6 protein-coding genes and 1 pseudogene are annotated in these 4,227 nt (G+C 58.9%); 5 read left to right on the top strand and 2 right to left on the bottom strand.

Going from position 1 to position 4,227, the window contains the following annotated elements; translation table 11 throughout:
• The 5 genes from B3M52_RS09035 to B3M52_RS09015 all read left to right on the top strand — a co-directional run.
• On the top strand, window positions 1-322 hold a 322-nt coding region (locus tag B3M52_RS09035; RefSeq protein ID WP_286749431.1), incomplete at its 5' end, for a chemotaxis protein CheW.
• A 77-nt stretch (window positions 323-399) separates the two neighbouring features.
• On the top strand, window positions 400-891 hold the full coding sequence (locus tag B3M52_RS09030; RefSeq protein WP_036211398.1) for a Fur family transcriptional regulator: 492 nt from the start codon (window positions 400-402) through the stop codon (window positions 889-891).
• A complete protein-coding gene (gene znuC / locus B3M52_RS09025; protein WP_036211401.1) occupies window positions 884-1,660 on the top strand; it encodes a zinc ABC transporter ATP-binding protein ZnuC in 777 nt (258 codons plus the stop codon). The genes B3M52_RS09030 and znuC overlap by 8 nt, the downstream gene beginning before the upstream one ends.
• The gene (locus B3M52_RS09020) at window positions 1,647-2,459 is read left to right on the top strand and encodes an iron chelate uptake ABC transporter family permease subunit (protein ID WP_036211404.1); all 813 of its coding nucleotides are present in this window, start codon (window positions 1,647-1,649) and stop codon (window positions 2,457-2,459) included. Before znuC ends, B3M52_RS09020 begins: the two co-directional genes overlap by 14 nt.
• Before the next feature lie 139 nt (window positions 2,460-2,598).
• Window positions 2,599-3,597: a PAS domain-containing protein gene (locus B3M52_RS09015; protein WP_051947083.1), complete on the top strand. Its 999-nt coding sequence runs from the start codon at window positions 2,599-2,601 to the stop codon at window positions 3,595-3,597.
• On the opposite strand, the gene B3M52_RS09010 is transcribed toward B3M52_RS09015, so the two are convergent.
• Both B3M52_RS09010 and B3M52_RS09005 read right to left on the bottom strand, forming a co-directional pair.
• Window positions 3,585-3,842 carry a CDGSH iron-sulfur domain-containing protein gene (locus tag B3M52_RS09010; protein ID WP_036211407.1) on the bottom strand — a complete coding sequence of 86 codons (258 nt, stop codon included), beginning with the start codon at window positions 3,840-3,842 and terminating at the stop codon, window positions 3,585-3,587. The two genes, B3M52_RS09015 and B3M52_RS09010, sit on opposite strands and share 13 nt — an antisense overlap.
• Window positions 3,843-3,911: 69 nt before the next feature.
• Window positions 3,912-4,227: pseudogene (locus tag B3M52_RS09005) on the bottom strand (patatin-like phospholipase family protein); the annotation flags it as partial.

Raw genomic sequence — 4,227 nt, 5'->3', positions numbered from 1 at the left:
GGGCGAGCTTGATTGGCGGGGCCTGAACCTGCCGGTGATCTCCTACGATGCCGCGAATGGCGGCAAACTGACCGTGCCCGGTGGCAATCGTGGCCGAATCGTCATACTGAACACCATCGGTGATCACCATAACTCGGTCCCCTTTATGGCGCTGGTCACCCAGGGCATCCCCAGCCAGACACGTCTGACCGAAGATCAGTTGAAGAAGGTTGACGGCGACACCGGCCCTGCCGACCTGATGGCGGTTGAAGTCGAAGGCGAAACCGCCTTTATTCCCGACCTCGGCTACCTTGAGTCATTGGCACTGGAGGCCTCCCGCTAGCGCTCACCGGTGATCATCACACCTGGCACTGTCTTTTGCTAATGTTATAATGTTGCAAATTCTACAGGACAGTGCCCATGTCACCCAGCGCTCTTCCCTATCGACCGCACAATCATGACGCCTGTGTTGCCCAGGCGCTGACAGAGGCCCGAACTATCTGTCAGCAGCACAATGCCCGCCTGACACCCACCCGTGAGCGGGTGCTGGAACTGATCTGGCAATCCCACAAGCCACTTGGCGCCTACGACGTGCTTGCCGTGCTGGCTGCGGATGGTCACAATGCGGCGCCCCCCACGGTGTACCGTGCACTGGATTTTCTGCAGCAGCACGGACTTGTTCACCGGATTGCGTCACTGAACGCATTCGTCGGCTGCACTCACACGGATAAGAACCACCATGGGTTGTTCCTGATCTGCCGTTGTTGCGGCAACGTGCTGGAACTGACGGCGCCCGGCGTATCCGATGCGGTCCAGAGTGCCGCGGCGGACGAGGCTTTCCAGCCAGACAACATGACCATCGAGGTATCCGGCATTTGCCCCGGCTGTAAATCGGACACTGCCCATGACTGATGCATTGGTAGAGCTGAACCGATTAACCGTCAACTTCGATGACCGCCCCGTGGTGGACCGTGTGGATCTGCGAGTCCAGCGCGGGGATATCATCACCATTATCGGCCCCAATGGTGCCGGAAAGACCACACTGATCAAGGCTATACTGGGTATCCAGCCGGTCTCGGGCGGTGCCCTGACTATCGCGCCCGGGCTCACCATCGGTTACGTGCCCCAGCACCTGACACTGGAAACGACACTGCCACTCAGCGTAAAGCGGTTCATGCTGCTCAGTGGCCGATCACACCAGGAGTGCGTTGAAGCGCTGACCAAGACCGGTGTGGAACATTTGCTCGACGCCTCGGTTCATCGATTGTCCGGTGGCGAAAAACAGCGATTGCTGCTCGCGAGGGCGCTGGCTCGCAGGCCAGATCTACTGGTTCTGGACGAACCGGCCCAAGGCGTGGACATCAATGGCCAGGCCTCGCTCTATGAGCTGATCCGTAGCCTGCGGGACGAACTGAACTGCGGTGTGATCATGATCTCCCATGATCTGCATTTGGTCATGGCCGCCACCGACAAGGTTATCTGCCTGAACCAGCACGTCTGCTGCAGCGGGTATCCGGCGGATATCTCCCACGATCCCGCCTTTATCGAAACCTTCGGTCGTCCGGTAGCGGAAAGTCTCGCGGTATACCATCACCACCACAACCACAGCCACGATCTGCATGGCGATGTGGTGTCCGCCGACCACGATGACCACGCGGAGTGCTCCCATGCCCATCATTGATGCCGTGCTCGGCGACTTTTTCTGGCGGGCGCTGATTGGCGGTCTCGGTGTAGCCCTGATCGCCGGTCCGCTGGGCTGCTTCGTGGTGTGGCGGCGGATGGCCTATTTCGGCGACACCCTGGCGCACTCGGCATTGCTGGGCATTGCCCTGAGTTTTCTGATCAGTGTTCCGCTGAATGTGGGGGTTATCGTGACCTGCGTGGTGCTGGCGATTGCCCTGGTGCTGTTCTCTCGCAGCAAGACTCTGGCCACCGATACCCTGCTGGGTATCCTCGCCCATAGTGCCCTGGCCATCGGCCTGGTCACACTCAGCTTCATGCCCGACATTCGAGTGGACCTGACCGGCCTGCTGTTCGGGGACCTGCTGGCCATGAGCCGAAACGACCTGTTGTGGATATACGGCGGTGCCGTCCTGATTCTGGCGTTACTGACTGTACTCTGGCGCGGTCTTCTGATGAGCACCATTCACGAGGAACTGGCGCGGGTTGAGGGCGTACCGGTTGAACGTCTGCGGCTGGTGCTGATGCTGATGTTTTCCATCGTGATCGCAGTGGCCATGAAGATTGTCGGAGTCCTGCTGATTACCGCATTACTGATCATTCCGGCAGCCACCGCCAGAAGATTGGCCGGCAACCCCGAACATATGGTGGGGCTGGCCATCCTGTTCGGTTTTATCGCCGTCAGTGGTGGACTTACGATGTCCTGGCACCTGGACACACCGGCCGGCCCCTCGGTGGTGGTGACGGGTTTTGCCGTATTCCTGCTGGTATACGGTTCGGCACGGCAGGTCCAGACCTGACAGCGATGGATTCCTGAGCAAAGTTTCCCAGGGCACGAGCAGTGGTCTAAAGTATAAGAGCAGGAAGTTCCCTACACGTTCGCCACCGGTTATGGATCAACCTATGGAAAGCCCCAGATTGACAGGGACAGGACACGCTATGGCGCTGCCACACCTGTGGGCGCCCCTGCTGGTATTGTTTGCCGGCCTTGTTGTTACCGGCCTGACCGCGCAGGCGCTTGAGGAACAATCACGGTCACTCGCTGAGCAGGTATACCGCAAGCAGCACAATGCGCTTGTCGCCCGCCTACGTGGGTATGACGAGCTTCCGCCGCTCTATACAGATGGAGTCGCACCAGCCAGAACCATTAATAACGTAGCGCCCGCAGAGCTATGGCTTGCCACTGTGTTCAAGGATGCGGTACCCGGTATGCTCAATTTGCGCGTGGACACCCTGGAGCGGCATACCAAAACCCCCTTGTTCCAGGCCATTCGCGCAGAAAGCCCGGATCGTTCCCAGTCCCTGCGCTCTGAAGTCGAAATTGGAGATCATCGCTGGCTGGTAACCACACTGCCGGATTCCGGATTCCTGTCTCAACCTGCCCGCCGTTCCTTCCGTTTTATCTGGCTTGCGGGGCTGGCGATGACGGTGCTGGCGACGGTGGTCGTGGTTTTCCTGTGCCTGCGCATCCGCCGGTGGCAAAGCCACTACCGAAACGCCGAAAAAGTATCCCACGGGTACGAACAGCAACTGAACAACATGCAGGTTGAAAAATCGATCCTGCGGCAGGCATTGAATGACAGCGAACAACGCAGCCGGGACCTGGTCGCCCTTTCCGGCGCAACGATCTGTGAGCTGGATGAAAAGGCACTGACCGGATACATTTCACCCCAGGTGGTGGAGCTTCTGAATAAGGCACCGGCGGACCTGGCCGGCACCCCATTCGAGCAATTGGTCGACCCCACCTACGTGGAAAACTTCCTCAGGACCCTACAGGCGTCCCGCCAGGAGCGACAAATACAGCGTATCGACCTCAAGCTGTTGGATGCCGATGATCGCCAAGTCTCTGTTACGCTGAGAGTACTGGCATTGCAGGATACGCTACACGGTTTCAGCGGTTACCGGCTAAGCCTCCAGCCCGGTATTCAGGCACCCTGATCCAGGGTTTTGTGGGTGCCGTCGCACAACGGCGGGTTGCCGGTGTGCTTGCAGCCGCAGAACCACACCCATTCTTTCTTTTCAGCCGTGTATTTAACCGGCGTAAATCCTGTTCCCTTGTGGGAGCCGTCACAGAATGGCTGGCTGTTACTGCGGCCACAGGCGCACCAGAAGTAGTTCTTGCCGCCCTCGACCAGCACTGAACACGGCGTGGTTCTGGGAATTTCCGGCTTCTCATCAGTCATTGGTCAGCCCCTGCTTTATTCTTTTGTATCCAAGGGCAGTATAGTCAAAGCGGAGCGTATTGCCTGCGCTCAGCGCTTCCCATCCAGAGGTCGAATGACGTCCTTCAGACGCCCGGATTCCACCAATTCCATGAACTCGTCACCCAACCGGTCGCTTTCGGCAATCGCCTTGCGCCACGCGCGCTCGCGGCCAGCGTCGTCTCCGATGTAGCGCTCGAAGTCCTTCCGGTCTGGCAGTTTCCGGTCTGGCAGGGATTCCAGATATTCCGGGGAGGGTGACACCAACAGTACATCCTGCAGCCGGGTGGCATCGCCGCGACGCCAGGGCAGGGTTTTGTCGAACCAGCCCGGAACCACCTTATCGGTGAAGTGGGGATAGAGGATC

It is taken from the genome of Marinobacter sp. UBA2688 (assembly GCF_002352785.1).
GTDB classification, from domain to species: domain Bacteria; phylum Pseudomonadota; class Gammaproteobacteria; order Pseudomonadales; family Oleiphilaceae; genus Marinobacter; species Marinobacter salarius.
This window is presented reverse-complemented; position numbering and strand designations above follow the sequence as displayed.

Coding starts and splice junctions, on each gene's coding strand:
- B3M52_RS09015 (WP_051947083.1), top strand. CDS start 2,599: ATGGCGCTGCCACACCTGTGGGCGCCCCTGCTGGTATTGTTTGCCGGC.
- znuC (WP_036211401.1), top strand. CDS start 884: ATGACTGATGCATTGGTAGAGCTGAACCGATTAACCGTCAACTTCGAT.
- B3M52_RS09010 (WP_036211407.1), bottom strand. CDS start 3,842: ATGACTGATGAGAAGCCGGAAATTCCCAGAACCACGCCGTGTTCAGTG.
- B3M52_RS09020 (WP_036211404.1), top strand. CDS start 1,647: ATGCCCATCATTGATGCCGTGCTCGGCGACTTTTTCTGGCGGGCGCTG.
- B3M52_RS09030 (WP_036211398.1), top strand. CDS start 400: ATGTCACCCAGCGCTCTTCCCTATCGACCGCACAATCATGACGCCTGT.